Source organism: Porphyromonas sp. C0041D3, assembly GCF_056590575.1.
Genome location: NZ_JBWPWJ010000001.1, coordinates 140,101 through 161,434, shown reverse-complemented (window position 1 = coordinate 161,434; position 21,334 = coordinate 140,101). Strand labels below are relative to the sequence as shown.

Annotated in this window: 22 protein-coding genes; all 22 read left to right on the top strand. The window is 56.2% G+C overall.

Features of this window, described 5'->3' with window-relative positions:
* Positions 1 to 79 precede the first annotated feature (79 nt).
* The 22 genes from secA (at position 80) to AC1EKE_RS00575 (ending at position 21,315) form a co-directional block, all read left to right on the top strand.
* Positions 80 to 3,472, top strand: coding sequence for a preprotein translocase subunit SecA (gene secA, locus AC1EKE_RS00680; protein ID WP_480307542.1), 3,393 nt, complete (start codon positions 80 to 82; stop codon positions 3,470 to 3,472).
* 105 nt (positions 3,473 to 3,577) lie between these two features.
* Positions 3,578 to 4,456: a YicC/YloC family endoribonuclease gene (locus AC1EKE_RS00675; protein ID WP_480307540.1), complete on the top strand. Its 879-nt coding sequence runs from the start codon at positions 3,578 to 3,580 to the stop codon at positions 4,454 to 4,456.
* Between the two features lie 20 nt (positions 4,457 to 4,476).
* Positions 4,477 to 5,016: a hypothetical protein gene (locus AC1EKE_RS00670; protein WP_480307538.1), complete on the top strand. Its 540-nt coding sequence runs from the start codon at positions 4,477 to 4,479 to the stop codon at positions 5,014 to 5,016.
* Positions 5,017 to 5,018: 2 nt separating this feature from the next.
* Positions 5,019 to 5,615, top strand: a complete 597-nt coding sequence (locus AC1EKE_RS00665) for a cob(I)yrinic acid a,c-diamide adenosyltransferase (protein ID WP_296158920.1) — start codon at positions 5,019 to 5,021, stop codon at positions 5,613 to 5,615.
* A 332-nt stretch (positions 5,616 to 5,947) separates the two neighbouring features.
* On the top strand, positions 5,948 to 6,832 hold the full coding sequence (locus tag AC1EKE_RS00660) for a cell division protein FtsX (protein WP_480307535.1): 885 nt from the start codon (positions 5,948 to 5,950) through the stop codon (positions 6,830 to 6,832).
* A 25-nt stretch (positions 6,833 to 6,857) separates the two neighbouring features.
* The gene (locus AC1EKE_RS00655; protein ID WP_480307533.1) at positions 6,858 to 7,175 is read left to right on the top strand and encodes a DUF3098 domain-containing protein; all 318 of its coding nucleotides are present in this window, start codon (positions 6,858 to 6,860) and stop codon (positions 7,173 to 7,175) included.
* Complete coding sequence (locus AC1EKE_RS00650) at positions 7,172 to 8,026, top strand: undecaprenyl-diphosphate phosphatase (RefSeq protein ID WP_480307531.1); 855 nt, start codon at positions 7,172 to 7,174, stop codon at positions 8,024 to 8,026. Before AC1EKE_RS00655 ends, AC1EKE_RS00650 begins: the two co-directional genes overlap by 4 nt.
* Positions 8,027 to 8,134: 108 nt before the next feature.
* Positions 8,135 to 8,875 (top strand): tRNA pseudouridine(55) synthase TruB, encoded by a 741-nt coding sequence (truB, locus tag AC1EKE_RS00645; protein ID WP_480307684.1) that lies wholly within the window; start codon positions 8,135 to 8,137, stop codon positions 8,873 to 8,875.
* Between the two features lie 28 nt (positions 8,876 to 8,903).
* Positions 8,904 to 9,953, top strand: a complete 1,050-nt coding sequence (gene queA, locus AC1EKE_RS00640; RefSeq protein WP_296158916.1) for a tRNA preQ1(34) S-adenosylmethionine ribosyltransferase-isomerase QueA — start codon at positions 8,904 to 8,906, stop codon at positions 9,951 to 9,953.
* 5 nt (positions 9,954 to 9,958) lie between these two features.
* Positions 9,959 to 10,426: a 2-amino-4-hydroxy-6-hydroxymethyldihydropteridine diphosphokinase gene (gene folK / locus AC1EKE_RS00635; RefSeq protein WP_480307529.1), complete on the top strand. Its 468-nt coding sequence runs from the start codon at positions 9,959 to 9,961 to the stop codon at positions 10,424 to 10,426.
* Positions 10,411 to 10,854: a Holliday junction resolvase RuvX gene (ruvX, locus tag AC1EKE_RS00630; RefSeq protein ID WP_480307527.1), complete on the top strand. Its 444-nt coding sequence runs from the start codon at positions 10,411 to 10,413 to the stop codon at positions 10,852 to 10,854. Before folK ends, ruvX begins: the two co-directional genes overlap by 16 nt.
* Before the next feature lie 21 nt (positions 10,855 to 10,875).
* Positions 10,876 to 11,433: a peptide deformylase gene (def, locus tag AC1EKE_RS00625; RefSeq protein ID WP_480307525.1), complete on the top strand. Its 558-nt coding sequence runs from the start codon at positions 10,876 to 10,878 to the stop codon at positions 11,431 to 11,433.
* Between the two features lie 9 nt (positions 11,434 to 11,442).
* Positions 11,443 to 13,515, top strand: coding sequence for a tetratricopeptide repeat protein (locus AC1EKE_RS00620; RefSeq protein ID WP_480307523.1), 2,073 nt, complete (start codon positions 11,443 to 11,445; stop codon positions 13,513 to 13,515).
* Positions 13,515 to 14,201, top strand: a complete 687-nt coding sequence (gene cmk / locus AC1EKE_RS00615) for a (d)CMP kinase (RefSeq protein ID WP_480307521.1) — start codon at positions 13,515 to 13,517, stop codon at positions 14,199 to 14,201. Before AC1EKE_RS00620 ends, cmk begins: the two co-directional genes overlap by 1 nt.
* Positions 14,198 to 15,067, top strand: a complete 870-nt coding sequence (locus tag AC1EKE_RS00610; RefSeq protein WP_480307519.1) for a 4-hydroxy-3-methylbut-2-enyl diphosphate reductase — start codon at positions 14,198 to 14,200, stop codon at positions 15,065 to 15,067. Before cmk ends, AC1EKE_RS00610 begins: the two co-directional genes overlap by 4 nt.
* 645 nt (positions 15,068 to 15,712) lie before the next feature.
* Positions 15,713 to 17,719: a threonine--tRNA ligase gene (thrS, locus tag AC1EKE_RS00605; RefSeq protein WP_480307517.1), complete on the top strand. Its 2,007-nt coding sequence runs from the start codon at positions 15,713 to 15,715 to the stop codon at positions 17,717 to 17,719.
* A 109-nt stretch (positions 17,720 to 17,828) separates the two neighbouring features.
* Positions 17,829 to 18,470 carry a translation initiation factor IF-3 gene (gene infC, locus AC1EKE_RS00600; RefSeq protein WP_480307515.1) on the top strand — a complete coding sequence of 214 codons (642 nt, stop codon included), beginning with the start codon at positions 17,829 to 17,831 and terminating at the stop codon, positions 18,468 to 18,470.
* 61 nt (positions 18,471 to 18,531) lie between these two features.
* Positions 18,532 to 18,729: a 50S ribosomal protein L35 gene (gene rpmI / locus AC1EKE_RS00595; RefSeq protein WP_297126999.1), complete on the top strand. Its 198-nt coding sequence runs from the start codon at positions 18,532 to 18,534 to the stop codon at positions 18,727 to 18,729.
* A gap of 99 nt (positions 18,730 to 18,828) precedes the next feature.
* Entirely contained in the window at positions 18,829 to 19,176 is a 348-nt protein-coding gene (rplT, locus tag AC1EKE_RS00590) for a 50S ribosomal protein L20 (protein ID WP_297126996.1), read from the top strand.
* A gap of 225 nt (positions 19,177 to 19,401) precedes the next feature.
* Positions 19,402 to 20,118: a pyridoxine 5'-phosphate synthase gene (locus AC1EKE_RS00585; RefSeq protein ID WP_296164041.1), complete on the top strand. Its 717-nt coding sequence runs from the start codon at positions 19,402 to 19,404 to the stop codon at positions 20,116 to 20,118.
* A 58-nt stretch (positions 20,119 to 20,176) separates the two neighbouring features.
* Positions 20,177 to 20,902 (top strand): MotA/TolQ/ExbB proton channel family protein, encoded by a 726-nt coding sequence (locus tag AC1EKE_RS00580; protein WP_296164043.1) that lies wholly within the window; start codon positions 20,177 to 20,179, stop codon positions 20,900 to 20,902.
* Positions 20,902 to 21,315, top strand: coding sequence for an ExbD/TolR family protein (locus AC1EKE_RS00575; protein ID WP_296164045.1), 414 nt, complete (start codon positions 20,902 to 20,904; stop codon positions 21,313 to 21,315). Before AC1EKE_RS00580 ends, AC1EKE_RS00575 begins: the two co-directional genes overlap by 1 nt.
* Positions 21,316 to 21,334 lie beyond the last annotated feature (19 nt).

The following is a 21,334-nucleotide window of genomic DNA, read 5'->3' as shown; positions in this document are numbered from 1 at the left end:
TTTTGTACCTTTCGTCTCCCTCGGGAGGCCGGTACTCTCGAGAATGACAACGGATACACTTTTTTACTAGACAATATATATGAGTTTCTTTAAGGACTTACTTGCCGGCATCTTCGGCAACAAGTCGCAGAACGACCTCAAGCAGATATACCCCATCGTCGATAAGATCAAGGCGACCTACGAGACGATCGATAAGCTGAGCGCTGATGAGCTGCGGGCTCACTCCGCTCGCATGAGGCAGGATCTCCGCGACCACGTGGCGGAGGAGCGACGTGAGATCGCTGAGCTGAAGGGACAGGTGGAGAGCGCAGAGCTGAGTGAGCGCGAGGCGCTCTGGGAGAAGATCGACACGCTGGAGGAGCAGGTAAAGGATAAGCTGGAGGATAAGCTCAATGAGATCCTCCCCGAGGCCTTTGCCGTGATGAAGTCCACAGCACGTCGATTTGCTGAGAATAGCGAGATCACCGTCACCGCCACGCAGTACGACCGTGACCTCTCCGTGGATCACGACTTCGTCACCATCGATGGTGATAAGGCGATCTACAAGAACGAGTGGGAGGCCGGCGGCAATCTCACGAAGTGGGATATGGTCCACTACGATGTGCAGCTGATCGGTGGTATCGTGCTGCATCAGGGCAAGATCGCTGAGATGGCGACAGGTGAGGGTAAGACGCTGGTAGCAACGCTGCCGGTCTTCCTCAACGCCCTCACCGGTAACGGCGTCCATGTGGTGACCGTGAATGACTACCTCTCCAAGCGTGATGAGGAGTGGATGGGACCGCTGTACCAATTCCACGGTCTCACCGTAGACTGCATCGACAAGCACGAGCCCAACTCGCCCGAGCGTAAGCGCGCTTACGACTGTGACATCACCTTCGGGACCAATAACGAATTCGGCTTCGACTACCTGCGCGACAATATGGCACGCCGCCCGGAGGATATGGTGCAGAGGGTCCACAACTTCGCCATTGTCGATGAGGTGGACTCCGTGCTGATCGATGATGCCCGTACCCCGCTGATCATCTCCGGACCGGTGGAGTCAAAGGGAGATCAGATGTTTGAGGAGTTCCGTGAGGATGTAGAGTCCGTCGTGACTGCTCAGCGGACGCTCTGTACCCGGCTCCTCAATGAGGCGAAGAAGAAGATCGCAAGCGACGACCCCAAGGAGGTGGATGAGGGCTATCTGCTGCTCTTCCGCAGTTATAAGGGCTTGCCGAAGTACAAGCCTCTGATCAAGTACCTCAGCACCGAGGGTGTGAAGAAGCGTCTCTTGGACACCGAGGGCTTCTATATGCAGGACAACAACCGCGAGATGCATGTGGTGACCGATCCGCTCTACTTCGTCGTGGATGAGAAGAATAGCCAGATCGAGCTGACAGATAAGGGCTTTGACCTCCTGTCGCAGAAGAATGAGGATCCCGGCTTCTTTGTCCTCCCCGATATTGCCGCCCAGATGTCTGAGCTGGAGAATAAGGAGATGAGCGAGGAGGAGAAGGCCGGTACCAAGGATGAGTTGCTGACCAACTACTCCGTCAAGAGTGAGCGTGTGCATACGGTGCAGCAGCTACTGAAGGCTTACACCCTCTTTGACCGAGATGATCAGTACGTGGTGATCGACAATCAGGTGATGATCGTCGACGAGCAGACCGGTCGTATCATGAATGGTCGCCGCTACTCCGATGGACTTCACCAGGCGATCGAGGCAAAGGAGCACGTCAAGGTGCAGCAGGCCTCACAGACCAAGGCGACGATCACGCTGCAGAATTACTTCCGTATGTACCACAAGCTCTCCGGCATGACCGGTACGGCCGAGACGGAGGCTAAGGAGTTTTGGGACATCTACAAGCTCGACGTGGTCGTGATCCCGACCAATAGACCGGTGATCCGTAATGACGAGAACGACCGCATCTACAAGACGGCAAAGGCAAAGTACAATGCCGTCATCGATGAGATCCAGGCGATTACCGAGGCAGGGCGCCCAGTCCTCGTCGGTACCACCTCGGTGGAGATCTCGGAGCTCCTCAGCAAGATGCTCGACCTGAAGCATATCCCGCACAATGTGCTCAATGCAAAGCTCTTCCAGAAGGAGGCAGACATTGTTGCTCAGGCGGGTCAGTCGAGTACGGTGACCATTGCTACCAATATGGCAGGTCGTGGTACCGATATCAAGCTCTCACCTGAGGTGAAGGAAGCGGGTGGTCTCGCCATCATCGGTACAGAGCGCCACGAGTCCCGCCGAGTGGATCGTCAGCTGCGTGGTCGTGCCGGCCGTCAGGGAGACCCCGGGTCGTCCGTTTTCTTCGTCTCTCTGGAAGATAAGCTGATGCGCCTCTTCGGCTCGGATCGTATGGCGAAGGTGCTCTCCACGATGGGGCTTAAGGATGACGATATGCTCGTCTCCAAGCAGCTCAGCAAGACAGTGGAGAATGCTCAGAAAAAGGTCGAGGAGAATAACTACGGCATCCGTAAGCACCTCCTTGAGTACGACGACGTGAAGAATGCTCAGCGTAAGGTGATCTATACCCGGCGTCGTCACGCCCTTATGGGTGAGCGCATCGGGCTGGATGTGATGAATACCCTTGAGCAGTCTGCGATCTACCTTGCGACAAAGTATGAGGGCGGCTCCTTCGATGACTTCCGCACAGAGGTGTACAAGGTCTTTGCGATCGAGTGCCCGGTGTCCGAGACGGACTTCAAGGGGATGGATGCCAATGACATTGCGTCCAAGCTCCTCGATGAGGCCTCTGCCACGCTGAAGCGTCGTATGGACCGGATGGCGGAGCAGGCCGACCCGGCGCTGCAGGCTTTCTACAAGGAGCATGGCTCCCAGGTGGAGCAGATCTACGTCCCCGTGACGGATGGCAGACTGATGTACAATGTCGTGACGAACCTGAAGGAGGCGGTGGAGAGCAAGTCGCAGAGCATCGCTAAGTCCTTTATGAAGACGATCCTCCTCTACACGATCGATGAGGCGTGGGAGCGTCACCTCCTCGCCATGGATGAGCTGCAAAATGCCGTACGTACCGCCTCGTATGAGAATAAGGATCCGCTGGTGATCTTCAAGGTCGAGGCGTATGACCTCTTCAAGCGTATGATCGATGACCTGAATGTGAAGATCACCGAGATCATCATGCGTGGCCATATCAATATCGCTACACCGGAGGAGCAGGAGGCGCGTCGTCAGGCGCAGGCTGCTCGTGCCGCCGCGATGGCTCGTGCCGCTGCCCAGCAGCAGGTGCGCATCGGTGAGCATCACGATGACCCGCGTAGCAATGACCGCAGTCGCTACCGCGAGCAGAAGGATGACTACCAGGAGCAGGCGGAGCAACGTACCGAGGCAGGTCGTGCTGCGTCAGAGGCTGCCCAGGCGAATAACGTCCCCTACCGCGCAGCCAAGAAGGTGGGTCGCAACGATCCCTGTCCCTGTGGCAGTGGTAAGAAATTTAAGAACTGCCACGGCCGAAACCTCTGACGATAACTGATCTCGACTATTTTATCTAAGGACAGCCATGACGTACCCTGACTCCGGTGGAGAAGCAGTGGAGCGGAGGGGCTGTCCTTTTTTTATATACCACTTATGATATACTCAATGACCGGCTTCGGGAGGGCGGAGAAGAGCGGTGAGGGGAAGAAGATCACCGTGGAGATCTACTCCGTAAATAGCAAGAATGCGGATGTCAATGTCCATATACCGGGTCACTTGCGCGCGCTGGAGCAGGAGATCCGCAAGAGGACCACTACGCGCTGCCTGCGTGGTAAGATGGATGTCTACGTCTCTGTGGATCACCTCGAGGCGCAGGCACCACTCACGCTTGACGAGCAGGTGGCAGCTACCTACTGGGAGCGGCTGCAGCAGCTCAGCAGCGACACCGGTATCCCGCTGCCTCAGGACCCTATGAGACTAATCATTGGCTTCCAGGGCGTGCTCCATACGGTAGAGATCGATGAGGTCGAGCGGGAGAGCGATGGGCGCTTGGTGATGGAGGCGCTGGAGGAGGCAGTCGACCACTTCATTGCCTTCCGGGCTCAGGAGGGAGAGTCGCTCTATCGGGTGTTCCAAGAGAATATCGAGGCGATCAGGACGCTCATCGGCTCTACCGAGCCATACGAGCAAGAGCGCATCGACACGGTGAGGGAGAGACTTGAGACGGAGCTGCGTCGCGTGACACAGAATAACTATGACGCCAGTCGTCTCGAGCAGGAGATGATCTATTACATCGACAAGCTTGACGTGCATGAGGAGCGTAATAGGCTTATCAACCACCTCTCCTACTTCGAGTCCACTATGGATGGCGAGGTCGGCCAGGGGCGTAAGCTTGGCTTCATCGCACAGGAGATCGGTCGAGAGATCAATACCTTTGGCTCCAAGAGCAACCACGCCACGCTTCAGAAGATCACGGTCAAGATGAAGGATCATCTTGAGCAGATCAAGGAGCAGGTGCTCAACGTCCTCTGATCTTTTTTTCTCCCCCCCCTATGCACTCCCTTTATCCTCGCCGGAGTCTCTTCTCCTGTCGCCTAATCCGTAAGCTCCGCTACGGACGAGGTCACGGTGTCCACTCGCCGATGGCGTATCGGATGGTTTGCTCTGTCGTGCAGCCGAAGTATGAGTACTACCTCCCCACACCGGATGAGGATCGCCTGGCGCTTTGGTATAGGCTTGTCGCCCGTCTGGGCTATGAGGTGGCCACTTATGGTGAGACGACTCCGGATCGGCTGACAGCTATGGACTACGCAGCTCTCGCTGATAGTCGTGTGGGGACCTTGCCGCTGAGCGATCTCGGGACGATGGATCGAGTGCTGCTCTATACTGACAGCGCTGAGGAGGCTCTACGCTTCCTGCAGGTGAAGGGTAGGGCGGTGTTGCTGACTGACGTGAGGCGGGATAGGGCTGCAGAGGAGCGGCTGCGGGACTTAGTGGCCCAGCTGACTCGAGGGGTGGTGATCGATCTGTATGACCACGCCCTACTATTTAGTAAGAACGACAACCTTTACATTTATCGTAGTACTGTCTAATAATGGACGAACAAAAGAAAAGCAAGCTCTACACCGGTCGCGGGGATAAGGGCAAGACCTCTCTCGTCGGTGGCAAGCGGGTCTCCAAGGCGTCACCAAGGCTGAATGCTTATGGTCAGCTCGATGAGCTCAATTCATTCATAGGTCTGCTTCGTGCCGAGCTGCCGTCCGCTCTGGAGCAGGATGAGCTGCTGCAGGAGATCCAGGAGCGGCTCTTCACCTGTGGCACGCATATCGCGACGGATACGACAGACCCGGAGCTCCTGAAGTACTGTGGCAGTGGCCTCTCCGAGGAGGATATCCACCACCTGGAGCAGATGGTCGATAAGCTCGATGGGGAGCTGCCGAAGCTGAAGCAATTTATCCTCCCCGCCGGTGGTCGAGCTGCCTCTGTGGCGCATATTTGTCGCACTGTGGCGCGGCGCTCGGAGCGGGACATCTATGCCTTCCTTGAGGCGGAGCCGACTGCGGTGATCGATCCCTCCGTCCTGCAGTATATCAATCGCCTGAGTGACTACTTCTTTGTCCTCGGACGGGCTGCCGCTCGTGCTGAGGGCGGTAAGGAGGTGGTCTGGAAGGGGAGCAAAGAGGTCTTCTGACTTCGCCCTCCCCAGGCGTCACGTCACTGCCCTCGTCTCGCCGCCATTCTCTAATATCGGTAAAAGAGAATACTAATACCGATATTAGTGAAGTCTATTACCGGTATTAGTTTCATCTAATATCGGTAATAGGATGCACTCATGATGATGGTGATAGGGGAGGGGGTGGTGCCGTTTGATTTGGTATATTTGCATACTGAATGGACGATTGTAAGCGTGCTGAAGCGACGCAGAGAGAGGGGAAGCTCACAGATCGACTCTCGGCTCTCTTGCCTTGCTCCGGGGACTACTTTTCCCATCCTAAATGGACACAATAAAATTGGTAGATAGATATGTCGACTAAGCCCAAGAAATCGCACCGGGTCCCGGTGACCGGCTCTACATTCCTCAGTACAGTCAGTATCTGTGCTGTACTCTTCCTGATCGGTCTCGTGGCGATGATCGGTCTCGTGGGGCGTGGCTTGGGGGACTACATCCGCGAGAGTCTCAGCTACACCGTGCTGCTCGATCCGGAGAGCCCCGATGCCGACATCGTCTCGATGCGGGACAAGATCTCATCTAGGCCCTACGCCAAGGAGGTGACCTATTACTCCAAGGAGGAGGCGATGCAGGAGTTGGCCGAGGAGCTGGGGGAAAACCCTGAGGACTTCCTCGGGTGGAACCCCCTCTCACCCACACTGGAGGTGCACGTTCTCTCAGAGTATGCCGCCAGCCCGGATAGTGTCGAGCTGATCGCTAAGGATCTGCAGTCTTTCCCTATCGCACAGACGGTCTCCTACCGCAAGGATCTGGTCGACGAGCTTAATCGCAACCTCAGCACCATCGCCCTGATCATGGGTGCACTGGCGCTGCTCCTGCTGGTGATATCGGTCGTCCTGATCAATAATACGATCCGCCTGCGGGTCTATGCCAAGCGCTTCATCATCTACACGATGCGATTAGTGGGGGCGACCGGCTCCTTTATCCGCCGTCCCTTCATCACCTCGGGTATCAGGAGTGGTGTGGTGGCGGCGGTGGTTGCCATCGGGCTGATGGTTTGGTGCCGCTACTACCTCCTGACGAAGTATCCGATCCTCAGTGGTGTGCTGTCGGTGCAGAATATGGTGATCGCCGGGGCAGTCGTGCTGCTCTCAGGGATCCTGATCTCCTGGATCGCCTCTGCCGCTGCAGTCAGTCGCTACCTCAAGATGGATGAGGATCGTCTATATCGTGCCTAAAGGCGGGCCATCAAGACACATTGTTATGAGTAAAGATAAGGGTAAGAAAACGCACTTCGAGACCTACGGCTTCGGGAGAGTCAATCTCCTGATCCTCCTCGGCTCACTACTCCTCCTGATCATTGGGTATCTGCTGATGAGCGGAGGCGCCTCCACGGATGGGGTGACTTTTAATCCTGAGGTCTTCAGCCCCCTGCGCATCCGTGTGGCTCCGCTGGTCTGCATGCTGGGCTATGCCGGCATCGCCGTGGCGATCCTCTGGAGGAAGCGAAGCGACTATAAGGGGAGCAACACCGGTGAGGAGACTCCCTCCGATGACACCACTGAGCCAACTGAGAGATGACAGTCGTCCAAGCCATTGTCCTCGCCATCGTCGAGGGACTGACAGAGTTTCTGCCGGTCTCCAGCACCGGTCACCTGGTGATCGCTCAGTCCTTGATGGGGATCGAGAGTACCCCTTTCGTGAAGGCCTTCACCGTCATGATCCAGCTCGGAGCGATCCTCTCCGTGGTGGTGCTCTACTGGAGGCGTTTCTTTGACTTCAGAGTGGCACCGGAGATGGATAGTCCCGAGGTGCCGGCATGGAAACGTACGGTAAGCCGTTTCCGCTTCTACATAGCTCTCCTGATCGGGCTCCTGCCGGCGGTAGTGCTGGGGGTGCTCTTCGGTGACTGGGTGGATCATGCCCTCGGATCGGTGTGGATCATCGCGGTCAATCTCCTCATCGGAGGTGTGGTGATGCTCTTCATCGACAAGTGGCTCCATAAGGGAAGCCACGGACGGGAGATCACCTACAAGAATGCCTTCATCGTCGGGCTCTTCCAGACCATTGCCATGTTTATGCCCGGGATGTCGCGCTCAATGAGTACGATCGTCGGTGGTATGGTGGCGGGGATGGATCGGAAGCGGGCGGCTGAGTTTAGCTTCTTCCTCGCTGTACCGACGATGCTGGGCGCCACCTGCTACGAGGTGCTGAAGTTCTGGAAGTCGGGCGATCTATCAGTGCTCTCCGATCATATGGGTCTGCTGGTGGTGGGCAATGTGGTCTCCTTCGTCGTCGCCTTGGCGGCGGTCCGTTTCTTCATCGCCTTTGTGCAGAAGCACACCTTTGCCTCCTTTGGCTGGTATCGGATCGCTGTCGCCTGTGTCATCTTGGCGATGCTGGGCTTGGGCATGGATCTTGCTGTTTTCTAAGTGGGGGTGATGGACGATAGAGGGGTGCGACTGACTCGAGCAGTCTATCAGATAGGCGCTGAGAGGGGGCGAAGGCGTGTCGCACCGCCCAACCCCTTCAGCGAGGGGATGATCATCTCCGTCGATAAGCCACTCGGCTGGACCAGCTTCGACTTGGTTAATCTCTTTCGCCGGCTCGCCTGCACGGAGCTCAATCTTAAGCGGCTTAAGGTGGGGCATACCGGTACCCTTGATCCTCTGGCTACCGGTGTGGTCGTGCTCTGTACCGGGCGCTTCACGAAGCGTATCGAGGAGCTGCAGGATCACGACAAGTGCTATGAGGCGACGATACGTCTGGGTGCTACTACGCCGAGCTTTGACTTGGAGCACTCCATCGACGCCTTTTACCCCTATGATCATCTCACGGAGGAGGAGATACGTACAGCTCTGCTCTCGTATGAGGGGGAGATCGATCAGGTGCCGCCGGCTTACTCCGCAGCGAAGATCGGTGGGGAGCGTGCCTATATGATCGCGCGTCGGGGGGATGAGGTGGAGCTACCGGCTAAGCGGGTCCGCTTCGATCGGATCGAGCTACTGAGCTACGAAGCGCCGCTGGCACGGGTACGGGTAACGGGAGGCAAGGGGATCTTCATCCGCGCGCTGGCCCGGGACCTGGGTGAGCAACTCGGCTGTGGCGCTCACCTCACACGACTTCGGCGGACACGGGTGGGCGACAGAAGTGTGGAGGAGTGCATCCGCCCGGAGGACTTTGTTCCCTTCATCCGGCAGACGCTGGATGCGTATGCTTCCGTCCACCAGACCGACCTGAGGGCGTGGCGGGATCGCATCGTGGCAGAGGGGGGAGAATAGATATAATCAATTTTAGAGACACTGATATATGAAGTTGTCACAATTTGGCTTCAAGTTACCCAAGAAACTGATTGCTCAGCATCCGACAGACTTTCGTGATGAGTCTCGGATGATGGTGCTCCACCGCAAGAGTGGGGAGATCGAGCATAGACAGTTTAAGGATCTGATCGAGTACTTCTCTGAGGATGACGTGATCGTCCTCAATAATGCGAAGGTCTTCCCTGCTCACCTCGTGGGGCATAAGGAGAAGACGAATGCCCGCATCGAGGTATTCCTGATGCGCGAGCTGAAGGCTGAGAACTACCTGTGGGATGTCCTCGTGGACCCGGCTCGTAAGATCCGGATCGGGAATAAGCTTTTCTTTGGTGACGATGAGCGACTGGTCGCTGAGGTGATCGACAATACCACCTCCCGAGGTCGTACCCTTCGCTTCCTCTACGACGGGGATCATGACCACTTCATCCAAGATCTGAAAGACCTCGGCATGACGCCTCTGCCCGACTATATCAAGCGTGAGCCGACACCGGATGATGCTGAGCGGTACCAGACCATATACGCTGAGGCTGAGGGGGCTGTAGTGGGACCGTCGGCAGGATTTCACTTCAGCCGCGAGCTGATGAAGCGTCTCGACCTGAAGGATGTCCACTTTGCGAAGCTTGAGCTAAGCACCAGCCGCGTGATGTACGACGAGATCGATGTGGACGACCTCGCGAAGTACAAGATGGGATCCGAGCAGATCTCTATCACGCAGGAGTGCTGCGACGTGGTCAATAAGGCGCGTGTGGGAGGACATAAGATCTGCGGTGTCGGCACCTCGACGATGAAGGCACTGGAGACCGCGCTCAGCACCGATGGCTTTATCAAGCCCTATGGGGGCTGGACGGGGAAGTTTATCTACCCGGAGTACACCTTTGGCATCGCTAATAGTATGGTGACCGGTTTCCATATGCCGTACTCCTCCACGCTGCTCACCGCAGTTGCCTTTGGCGGCTACGACGTGATGATGAATGCCTACAAGGTGGCGATCAAGGAGGAGTACCGCTTTGGTTGCTACGGTGATGCCATGCTCATCATCTGACACTTATGGAGCACACCGCTTATATCGCTCTCGGGAGCAACTTAGGAGATCGTGCCCACTACCTCTCCGAGGCGGTACGGCTGATCGGTGAGCGGGTGGGGAAGGTTCTCGCTGTCTCCTCTCCTATGGAGACGGAGCCGGTGGGCTTTGAGAGTGAGCATAAGTTCCTCAATCAAGTGCTCGCTGTCCGTACTTCGCTTGCCCCTCGAGCCCTTCTTACGGTGACGCGCGAGATCGAGCGAGAGCTGGGGCGTGAGCGGAAGAGCGTCAGCGGGATCCACTTCGACCGGACCTGCGATGTCGATATTCTGATGATCGATAACCTGGTCTACCACGATGAGTGGCTGGAGATCCCTCATCCTCGTATGCGAGAGCGGCTCTTTGTCCTCCAGCCCTTGGCCGAGATAGCGCCTGACGAGATTGACCCGGTCACTGGTAAGACCATCCGAGAGCTACTATGGGACGTCTCTTAGGGCTGGATGTAGGACGCAAGCGAACCGGTATGGCGGTGACAGATCCCCTGAGGATCATCCCCGACGGTATGGGCTATGCCTCCACGGGCGAGATCCCCGATCGTGTGAGGGACTACTGTCAGCGGGAGGAGGTGGATGCGATCATCATCGGGCTACCTAAGCAGGCGGACAATTCGCCCTCCGAGAGTGAGAAATACATTACCCCGCTGATCAATAGGCTGCGTAAACTTTTGCCTACTATGCCCATCATAAGGTATGACGAGCGCTTCACTTCAGTAATCGCCAATCGGACCCTCGTCGAGAGCGGAATGGGGCGGATGAAGAGGCGGGAGAAAGGGCTGGTCGACGAGATTAGCGCCGTGATCATCCTGCGAGACTTCCTCGAGAGCCGGACCTATCGTGAGATGCAGGAGCGGGGAGAGATATAATTAATGAATAGAAAGTAAGCAATGGAACTACCTATATACGTCTACGGCACTGACGTACTGAGAGAACCGACCAAGGAGGTGACTCCTGACCTGCCGGGTCTCCAGAAGCTGATTGCCGATATGTACGACACCATGTATGCCTCCGATGGGATCGGACTGGCCGCTCCGCAGGTGGGCAAGGCACTGCAGCTCTTTGTCATCGATGCGTCGCCCCTCCAGGACGCCTATCCCGAGACAGCGGATATGAAGCATACCTTTATCAATGCGGAGGTGCTGGAGTATGGCACGGAGGAGGTCACCTTGGATGAGGGCTGCCTCAGCCTCCCCGGTCTCAGCGAGCCGGTGAGCCGACCAACGATGGTGCGGGTGAAGTACCAGGATGAGAGCTTCGAGTGGCACGAGGAGACCTTCCGAGGCTTCAGCGCGCGGGTCTTCCAGCATGAGTTTGACCACACCCGTGGGATCCTCTTTACGGACAAGGTCCCGGCGATGCGCAAGGCCATGATCCGCAGTAAGCTCAAGAAGATGTCCCGCGGCAATGTCCGGGCGGACTACAAGATCATCACCAATATCCGATAACTGACCGGGATGAGAGAGAGGATCCGCTTACGACTTTGGCAGACCACCATACTGGTGGTCTGCCATCTCCTGCCCGCACACGCCCAGATCGATCCGACTCGGGTGATGACCATAGGGCAAAATGCGATCCTCTTCAAGGATTACGTCCTCGCCATCCAGTACTTCAATACTGCCATCCGGGTCGACTCCACCTCGGCACGCCCCTACTACTGGCGTGCTGTGGCGAAGTACAGCCTCGGTGATGTCAGGGGCGCAGAGCAAGATGCTTCGGTCAGCATCGGACGCAATCCCTTCATCTACGACGCCTACTACCTCCGCGCCCTCACCCGCCACACGCTGGGCGAGGACTCGCTGGCGCTTCAGGACTACAAGGTGGTGCTAGCCGATAATCCCGACAATCGGGGGGCGCTCCACAATGCTGCGGTCCTCTACACCTCGATGAAGGATACGGTATCCGCCCGTCGCCTCCTCGACCACCTCCATCGCTATCATCCCGACTATGCGGATGGCTATCTGATCGATGGCGGTCTCCGACTGCAGCAGGGTGACACCGTTGCAGCGCAGGGGCTCTTTGAGAAAGCGCTTGCCCTCTCACCTTCGCTGACCAATGCTCATCTCTCTATGGCGGATATTGCCTACAGTAGGCACAAGTATCGAGAGGCAGAGGATTACCTCGACAAGGCGATCCGCATCAATGCCAATGAGCCGATACTATATACCAATAGAGCGCTCATCCGATACCAGCAAAATAATATGCGCGGAGCGATGGGCGACTACACTATGGCGGTGGAACTGGATCCCAATAACCTCATCGCCCGATACAATCGCGCCCTCCTCCGGACGCAGGTGGGGGAGCTCAATGGAGCATTAGACGACTTCAGTAGAGTGGTCATGCTACAGCCGGACAATTACTTTGCGATCTTCAATCGCGCCTTAGTTGCCAATGAGCTCGGCAGCTACACTCTCGCCAAGTCCGACCTGACCAAGATCATCAACCGCTATCCCACTTTTGTCCCCGCCTTTGCCGAGCGCTCCAGAGCCAATATGGGGCTCGGGCTGACCCTTGAGGCAAAGAAGGACAATTATCTCGCCAGCAAGATGATGTACGATCCCGCCACCCGTCGCAAGGCCGAGCAGCAGCAGAAGGAGATGTCAGAGTTGCTGAAGGAAGATGCGGAGAATATGTACGCTGAGGGAGGCGCCCGACAGGTCCGGGACGAGCGGGACGACAACATCCGCAAGTTCCGTCTCCTCGTCTACAACAGCCGAGAGAAGGGGTACAATGAGCTCTATGCCGAGGCGGAAGAGGTCGGCATCCGTGGTCGCGTGCAGGATCGAGAGATGCCGGTGGAGCCGATGCCGCTCTTCTCCCTCTCGTATTATATGAAAGAGGAGGCTCAGCCCCGACTTGGCAAGGAGCGAGACTACTCGGGCGAGCTTCATCTGCCGACATCCGATCGCAAGATCTATGTGGTCAATGACCTGCCGGTCCTCAATCAGCTACAGTTTGACTACCACATGAGCCGCATCGACTCCTTCCCGCAGATGAGGGAGCAGGATCTCTTTGCCCTCGCTATGGACCAGGTGATGGTCAGCGACCATGCAGCGGTGGTGGCGACACTCGACCGAGTGATTGCAGAGCACCCCGACCAGCCCGATGCCTACCTCCAGCGTGGTGTCTCCCGCATCAAGGACTTTATCAATAAAGAGACCGTCCGCCACACTCAGATAGACCTCGGCGTCGATGTCTCCAAGGCAGATCTCTCCAAGGACTACCTCCTGAAGAAAGCGACCTACACCTCCTCCATCGAGGACTTCCGCAAGGTCCTCGACCTCGTCCCCGGTTACCTCCCGGCGCTGTACAACCTCGCCTACGCTCACTATGGTCTTGGGCAGTACCACGAGGCGATCTCCGCCCTCAGCGACCTGATCATCAGGGATCCCTCCTTTGGCGACGCCTTCTTTGCCCGCGGACTTGCCTACTATGCCACGGGGGATAAGGAGAAGGGGGATCGGGACATGAGCCGCGCCGGTGCTCTAGGCGTCTTTGGCTCCTACAACATCATCAAGCGCATGCAGTAATGACAGACAGCAAGAAGATCAATATCGCCCTCGACGGCTACTCCTCCTGTGGCAAGAGCACTATCGCTAAGCGTCTCGCCCGCTCCCTCGGCTACACCTACGTTGATACTGGTGCTATGTATCGGGGCGTCACCCTCTTTGCCCTCCGAGAGGGACTATTCAGCGGGGAGGAGCCGATGGTCGAGGAGATCACCCGCAGGCTCCCTGAGATAGAGATGCGCTTCGCCATCTACCCCGACGGCCAGCACCTCCTCCTTAATGGCGAGGACGTCGAGCGGGAGATCAGGGGTATGGAGGTCTCTGAGCATGTCAGCCCGATTGCCACCATACCTGAGGTCCGCAACGCGCTCACGAGACAGCAGCAGGCTATGGCGGGGGAGAAGGGGGTCGTCATGGACGGCAGGGATGTCGGTACAACCATTCTCCCCGATGCGGAGCTTAAGATCTTCGTTACCGCACGACCCGAAGTCCGAGCGCGCAGGCGCTTTGACGAGCTGACGGCTAAGGGCGAGTCAGTCACCTTCGACTCCGTGCTCGCTAACGTCCGAGAGCGGGATCGCATCGACTCCGGTCGCGCTGTCAGTCCCCTCAGGCAGGCTGAGGACGCCCTTGTCCTCGACAACTCCGATATGACCCTCGACCAGCAACAGGCTTGGGTCGAGGAGCGGGTAAGGGAGCGCCTATGATCAACATCGAGATTAATAGCAAGTCCGGCTTCTGCTTCGGTGTCGTCACTGCGATCGAGAAGGCTGAGACCGAGCTCGAGGGGGGACACTCGCTCTACTCTCTCGGAGATATTGTCCACAATAGTCAGGAGGTATCACGTCTCTCCGAGAAGGGACTTCGTCCGATCCGCTACGAGGATCTCAGCCACCTGAGGGACAAGCGGGTCCTCTTCCGGGCACACGGCGAACCGCCCGAGGTTTATGCTGAGGCGCGGACCCGCGGACTGGAGATCATCGATGCCACCTGCCCGGTCGTCCTCTCCCTCCAGCGTAAGATCCGCAAGACATATGAGAAAACCTCCCGCGAGGGAGGACAGATCGTTATCTTCGGCAAGCTGGGACATGCTGAGGTAAATGGGCTCGTCGGTCAGACAGAGGGGCATGCGATTGTCGTCCAGTCGATCAGCGACGTGGAGGAGAAGGTTGATCTCTGCCGTCCTGTCTACCTCTTCAGTCAGACCACTATGGATGGTAAGGCTTACCGGGAGCTCATCGGCTATATCAGCGACCACCTCGCCACCGGGGTCTACTTCGAGAGCCACGACACCATCTGCCGTCAGGTCGCCAATCGGATGAAGGATCTTGTCGACTTTGCCGAGAGCAAGGACGTTATCTACTTCATCGCCGGTAAGAACAGCAGCAACGGCAAAGTGCTCTACCACGCCGCCCTGCAGGCCAATCCCCACACCTACTTCATCTCCGACCCCTCCGAGATCACAGACCCCCTCCCTCCTGAGGTCCGGACGGTGGGCATCACCGGTGCCACCTCCACCCCGATGTGGCAGATGGAGCAGGTCCGAGACCGTCTCCGCGAGCTCAATACCTGAGCACCGACCTGAAACCGGGTGCTCTCCGGCTGATCCTCCACTTTCGTCTTCATCCTCACGCTCAGTCACGTCAGGGCTTGATTTTAGGGGTGACGCATTTGAGGGGTACAGAGTGATACAGAAAACCATTTAGCTCATTGTCAGGATAATGCGGAGACGAAGCGCCCATTGCGGTTCGTATCATCAGCCTGTCGAAGTGTGCTCCTAAGAGTCTCCTCCCCCAGCTCGAAATACCCGATAGAGGATGTAGAATACACGTAGCAGGGGTGTCACCATCAACCCCGGCTGAGCGACGATCACCTCACTTGTCCGGAAGCTTAAGCGGTGCAAATATAGCACCCTCGTCGGGAGAAGTTGCCTCACAGAGTCTCTACGTGTCTCTACGTGTCTCTTCCTGACTAAAATTGCGTCTCCTGCGATCTTCGCCACCTCGTGTCTCAGTGTATGGCTAATGAACGATGATGCCTCTGAAGCTCCGCCCTCTGCGGGTTACCACTTGGTATAGGTGACCGTCCCTTAGCTGTAAAGCCCAAGTGCGTCACCCATACGCCTTGATTTTGTGGGGCGGATCGGAATACGGCAAAAGTTTGTACCTTTGTCTATTATAGATAGCAGACAGAGAAAGTAGATCAATCAATATAGATCATGGCAAATATCACAATTACATTTCCGGACGGGTCTCAGAAGGAGGCTCCTAAGGGGGTAACCAGCCAAGAGCTGGCGGCAGAGATCAGCCCTCAGCTGGCTAAGAAGATCTTGGTGGCAAGGGTGAATGGCAAGCTTTGGGATGTGATGCGTCCCATTGAGGAGGATGCACGTGTGCAGTTCTTCACCTGGGATGATGACGAGGGGAAGCATGCCTTTTGGCACACCTCGGCACACCTGACCGCCGAGGCGCTGCAGGAGCTTTACCCGGGGGTGAAATTTGCCATTGGTCCCGCTGTTGATGACGGCTACTACTACGATGTCGATATGACGGATACAGGTACCACTCTGACGGAGAGTGACCTGCCTAAGCTGGAGAAGCGTATCATGGAGCTTGCCAAGGAGGATCAGCCGCTGGTCCGTCAGGAGATCTCCAAGGAGGACGCTCTCCATCACTGGACTGAGGAGGATAAGGATCCGTACAAGGTGGAGCTTATCCAGGACCTCGAGGATGGGACGATAAGCACCTACACCTGCGGCAACTTCGTCGATCTCTGCCGTGGGCCGCATATCCCAAGCACCGGTCTGATCAAGGCGGTCAAGCTGACCAAGCTCGCAGGAGCTTATTGGCGTGGGGATGAAAATCGTCAGATGCTTACCCGCGTGTACGGCATCACCTTCCCCAAAGCGAAGATGCTCGATGAGTATCTCCAGATGGTGGAGGAGGCTAAGCTCCGCGACCACCGTAAGATCGGTAAGGAGCTCGAGCTCTTTACCTTCTCAAGTGAGGTGGGTCCCGGCCTGCCCCTTTGGCTTCCGCGAGGCACGCAACTTCGGCTGACCCTGCAGCGCTTCTTGGAGCGTGTTCAGGAAACCTATGGCTACCAGCAGGTGATGACGCCTCATATCGGTAGCAAGCAGCTCTATGTCACCTCAGGTCACTGGGCTAAGTATGGTAAGGACTCCTTCCGCCCCATTACGACCCCGCAGGAGGGCGAGGAGTATATGCTCAAGCCGATGAATTGCCCCCACCACTGCATAGTCTTCCGGAGCAAGCCACGCTCTTACAGGGATCTGCCGGTGCGCATTGCGGAGTTTGGTACGGTGTACCGCTACGAGCAGAGTGGAGAGCTCCACGGACTGACCCGTGTGAGAGGCTTTACGCAGGATGATGCGCACATCTTCTGTCGCCCTGATCAGATCAAGGAGGAGTTTGAGCGCGTGATGGACATCATCTATATTGTCTTCAAGACGCTTGAGTTTAAGTCCTTTGAGGCACAGATCTCCCTGCGCGACCCCAATAATAAGGAGAAGTACATCGGGTCGGATGAGAATTGGGAGAAGGCAGAGAATGCCATCATTGAGGTCTGCAAGGATCGTGGTGTCAAGGCCAAGGTGGTCGAGGGGGAGGCAGCCTTCTATGGCCCGAAGCTTGACTTTATGGTGAAGGACGCCATCGGTCGCAAGTGGCAGCTCGGTACCATCCAGGTGGACTACAATCTTCCGGAGCGCTTCCAGCTCGAGTACACTGGAGAGGATGGACAGATGCACCGCCCCGTGATGCTCCACCGTGCACCTTTTGGTTCGATCGAGCGCTTTGTCGCCGTCCTCTGCGAGAATACGGCGGGCAAGTTCCCCCTCTGGCTCTGCCCAGACCAGGTGGCAATCCTCCCAGTCTCGGAGAAATATCTTGACTACGCCTATAAGGTGGAGGATGAGCTGAAGGAAAAGGGTATCCGCGTCAAGGTTGATGATCGGGACGAGAAGCTCGGCAAAAAGATCCGCGAGACAGAGCTGATGCGCATCCCCTACCTCTTGATCGTAGGCGAGAAAGAGGAGGCAGAGGGTACAGTTTCTATTCGCAAACAAGGTGAAGGCGAGCAGGGTACGGAAAAAATTAGTACCTTTGCCGACGCTGTGGCTCAGGAAATCTACAAGCAGACCCATCAGTGGGAGCAAACTGATGAGGCTCAGAAGGCCTTTGCTCACCAGCACGATAAGGAATAATAGACTGATAACTACCGGTTTAGTCGACTCTCATACCTATCCCGCAAGGGAGGTAGGGAGTGGAGACTGCCGACACGTAACTATATTTTAGACCTCAAGAAGAGACTTAATGTCCGCAAGAAGACAGCCAATTAGTCGCGGTAGTCGCGACGATGAAAACTCCAATCGTATCAATGAGCAGATCCGTGCTCGTGAGGTGCGTGTCGTAGGGGACAACGTGGAGCAAGGGATCTACACCATCCAGGAGGCTCGCCGTATGGCGCAGCAGCAGGAGCTCGATCTCGTGGAGATTTCGCCCAATGCAGATCCGCCTGTCTGTAAGATTTTGGACTACCAGAAGTTTCTTTACCAGCAGAAGAAGAAGGCTAAGGAACAGAAAGCCAATCAGGTCAAGACGACGCTCAAGGAGATCCGCTTCGGACCTCAGACTGACGACCATGACTACAGCTTTAAGCTCCGCCATGCCATCAGCTTCCTGCAGGAGGGCAGCAAGGTGCGTGCTTATGTCTTCTTCCGTGGACGGTCCATCGTCTTTAAGGACCAGGGTAAGCTCCTCCTCCTTCGTTTTGCCAACGATCTTGAGGACTACGCTCGGGTGGATCAGCTCCCTAAGCTTGAGGGAAAGCGCATGAGTATGCTCTTCTCACCCAAGAAGGGAGTCGCTAAGAAGAAGAGTGACGATAGTAGCAGTAGCAATCAACATCACACCTCTGATGAAGGCTCCGATAGTGAGCCGGAGGAGGAGGCGTAATAACGTCCACGGCGTGAGCCGCGGCAATCACTAATTTATACATTATTTAATCCATCAAGTCATGCCTAAGGTTAAGACTAATTGCGGTGCTAAGAAGAGATTTTCTCTCACCGGATCAGGAAAAATCAAGCGTAAGCATGCTTACAAGAGCCACCTCCTGGCATGTAAGTCCAAGAGGCAGAAGCGTGATCTCACCAATACCGGACTGGTACACGAGTCCAATGAGCGTGGGGTCAAGAAACTGCTTGGACTTGCATAAGTAAGCGGTCGACTACGTAAGATTTTAGTAACAGGATGATGAGCAGAGAAGAGCGGAGAGTAATGATCCGCCGCTCATGTCCACAGAAATTTTAGAATCATGTCAAGATCAGTCAATCATGCCGCCTCTAAGGCGCGGCGCAAGAGAATCCTCAAGCAGACCCGTGGCTACTATGGTGCACGTAGGAATGTCTGGACGGTAGCTAAGAATACTTGGGAGAAGGGGCTTACCTACGCTTACCGCGATCGTAAGGTCAAGAAGCGCACTTTCCGTGCCCTCTGGATCCAGCGTATCAATGCGGCTGCACGTCAGGAAGGACTTTCCTACTCAAGGCTCATGGGGATGCTCCACGACAAGGGTATCGAGATCAATCGTAAGGTCCTCGCTGACCTGGCGATGAATCACCAGGAGGCGTTTAAGGCGATCGTAGATAAGGCTAAGGCCTGAGATACAGCGGTCCTAAATACAAGACTCAGCTAAGAGCAACATCGTAGACTCTACGGTGTTGCTCTTTTTTTTCGTGCCTATCGGCTCAGAAGCGTACAAGATCCGGGTGTAGATGGTACCATCTCTGGGGAAATGGTGGCTCTTTTTGTCTCAGTTCGTTTTAGGGAAAGGTCTTCACTTGGAAAAGTGTTACCTTTGTATCTATCGTAATCATATACTGTAGCCATGACTCTATTTAGTGTCAATATCAATAAAGTAGCCACTCTCAGGAATGCCCGGGGGGAGAATCGTCCTGACATTATCCAGGTGGCTAAGGACCTCCAGCGGATGGGGGCGCAGGGGATCACCGTCCATCCCAGGCCCGACGAGCGTCACATTAAGTATGCTGATGTCCCGGCGCTGAGGCAGGTGGTAGATACGGAGTACAATATAGAGGGCTATCCCTCGGAGGATTTCCTTACGTTAGTCACCCAGGTGGGTCCCGATCAGGTCACCCTAGTACCGGATGCACCGGATGCACTGACGAGCAGTGCTGGATGGGATGTGGAGACGCACTATGACCAGTTGGAGAAGATCATCGACCGACTCCACCGGGCTGGCATCCGCGCCTCAATCTTTGTGGACACTGACTTGGAGAATCTCGTCGCTGCTCGGAGCGTGGGGGCTGATCGAGTGGAGATGTATACGAAGCCCTATGCTGACCTGTATCCGACGCACCCTGAGGAGGCTGTCCAGCCCTTTGTGGCCTGTGCCAGGCGTGCCAAGGAGCTGGGGCTCGGAGTCAATGCCGGTCACGACCTTAGTCTCGACAATCTGGCACTCCTCCATAGGCACATCCCGGAGCTGGACGAGGTCTCTATCGGTCACGCTGTGATCTGCGAAGCCCTGTATGAGGGATTTGAGACCGTGGTCCGCAAGTATCTGGAGATCCTCAGTAAGTGAGATAATTAGGTGGGGGAGGGTGTAGTATTGTACAATAATCATATCAGAATAACATCAGATGAATTTCCTTCAAATAGCGGCAGACACTCTGCCTCAGCTCTCTCAGGTGGCCGGCTCTGCCGTCACCGATACGGAGACGATGAATCTATGGGACCTGGCTGTCAAGGGAGGCTGGATCATGATCGTCCTCCTGCTCCTCTCGATCATCGCCTGCTACATCTTTGTGGAGCGGGTGCTCTTTTACAACAAAGCCGGCAAGAGCAATCCCTCCTTCATCGAGAAGACTCGGGACTATATCCGTGAGGGCAAGCTGGAGTCTGCCAAGGATCTGTGCGAGGCTGAGCATACCCCGGGTGCGAGGATGATCTCCAAGGGGATCGACCGCTTGGGACGTCCGACAGAGGAGATCATGGCAGCGATAGAGAATGTGGGTAACCTCGAGGTGCAGCGTTTGGAGAAGTCACTTCCTCTCCTCGCTACCGTTGCCTCCGGTGCGCCGATGATCGGCTTCCTCGGTACGGTGACGGGTATGATCCGTGCCTTCTACAATATGGCACAGGCGGGAGCCAATGTCGATGTCTCACTGCTCTCCTCCGGTATCTATGAGGCGCTGGTGACGACGGTCGGTGGTCTGATCGTCGGTATCCTCGCCCTCTTTGCCTACAATTACCTCACGACGCGGGTGGATAAGATTGTCTCAAAGTCTGAGTCGGAGGCTCTGGACTTTATGGATCTGCTCAATGAGCCTACCGTCACGTCTGCACGAAAGGGAGGGATACACTGATGAAGCTGAAGCGTAGATCTAAGGCTATAGGAGACTTTAGTATGGCGTCGATGACCGACGTCATCTTCCTGCTCCTGATCTTCTTCATGGTCTCGAGTACCCTCGTGGTGCCGAGTGCCCTGAGGGTCCTGCTACCTAAGAGTTCTCAGCAGACCAATGCACGCCCCGTCACTCGTGTCACCATCACCCCTGAGGGGGAGTACTTCGTCGGTGTCGGTAATGGCGAGGATCGGCAGGTGACTTTTGAGGAGATTGATCCCTTCCTGCAGGAAACTCTGGATCAGAATCCTGATATGTTCGTCGCCCTCTATGCGGATGAGGGAGTGCCGTATGGTGAGGTGGTGAAGGTGCTGAATATTGCGGTGGAGAATCGCTATCAGATGGTCCTCGCCACCCGCCCGCTCAAGGAGTAACCATCGCTCAAGCAAAGTA